General features: G+C 67.3%; 1 protein-coding gene. It reads left to right on the top strand.

Going from position 1 to position 1,227, the window contains the following annotated elements:
• Window positions 1–900 precede the first annotated feature (900 nt).
• A complete protein-coding gene (locus ACY45C_RS01255; protein WP_462185867.1) occupies window positions 901–1,104 on the top strand; it encodes an FDXHR family putative zinc-binding protein in 204 nt (67 codons plus the stop codon).
• Window positions 1,105–1,227 lie beyond the last annotated feature (123 nt).

The following is a 1,227-nucleotide window of genomic DNA, read 5'->3' on the forward strand; positions in this document are numbered from 1 at the left end:
GCGACGGTGTGGAGACCGTGAACCGTGACTGACCCTCCACGCTTCGGCCGCCTCACGAAGCGCACTTTGTGGGTGGGTGTGTAAGAGCGGGAATCTCTCTCCAGGAGAGGCTCGTCGTGCGGGGCCGCAGTCGCCCGCAGGCCGAACCCTTCTGAGCGGGACTGGGCCTGCTTCGCGGGACTGGGCCTGGTCGACTCCGATCCGATGTACGGATCCTGCACCATCGGCCTCGGCGACAGGCAGGAACCGCTCATCCGGTTCCGCACCGACGGGCACGTGGCCCGCGCAGCACCATCGGGCGACTCGGAATGGAGCGGCCGGTCTCGATGAAACTGATGCGTCAGGCGGAACTGTCGGCTCGCAACGCCAGTCCGAGTTGACTGATCCGGCGTCGCTCCCGCCACCCTCGCAGCAGTGCGCCGGCACTCACGCCCGGGATCCCCTCACCGCCGGCCCTGGCGATGGCGTCCGCCATGCGCTTGACTATAGCTAGTCCAGTGGTATTGGTGGGTATCAGTAGTCATTTTTTGACTGTCCGGCGATGTTCCAGGCGTCGCTCGGCCCGGCACGGTTGTTTCCGGCGCGGGTTCCCGCTAGCGGGAACCCGCGCCGATGACGATCCGTCCGGGCGGAACGCTCTGGTTCGCGAGCTCCGGAAGCGTTGCCGCAGGACAATCACCCTGAACACTCGACAGCCGGTTGCGTGACGCTTGTGCAGGTCTGCGACAGGATGGCCGGGTGCCTCCCCGTCGGTCGACATCCCCTCGCGCGATCCCGGCCGCCAACACCCCACCCCGGCGTCCACGCGCGGTTTCCGTCACACTCCGTTCCCCAGATGAACAATCCATCCAACAGGCGTTGCCGATCCAGGTCTCTCGTCGCCGGCAGCCCGACAAGACAGTGCAGATCCCGGTCACGGCCAGTTGTGCCGGCTGTGAAGAGCGGTGGACCGATCCGGCCACGACCCATTGCGGGTCCTGCCACCAGTCCTGGCCGACGGTGCAGGGCTTCGATGAGCATCTGGTCGATTGCCCGGCTCATCCGGTGATCGCGACTCGTCGGGTCAAGCGGGAGCGTGAGCCGTCGGGCGCCAACGTGGCCTGAGTCCGTCCTTCCCCCGTGACCGCGGTCTTCCTCCGCATGCGGCCGGTTTCCGCCGGACGTCTCGGTCACGGGCGATCGGCGGCCGGTAGGCGGCCGATGTGTTTTCGAGCCGCTGTCCTGGCC

It is taken from the genome of Frankia sp. CcWB2, assembly GCF_977927585.1.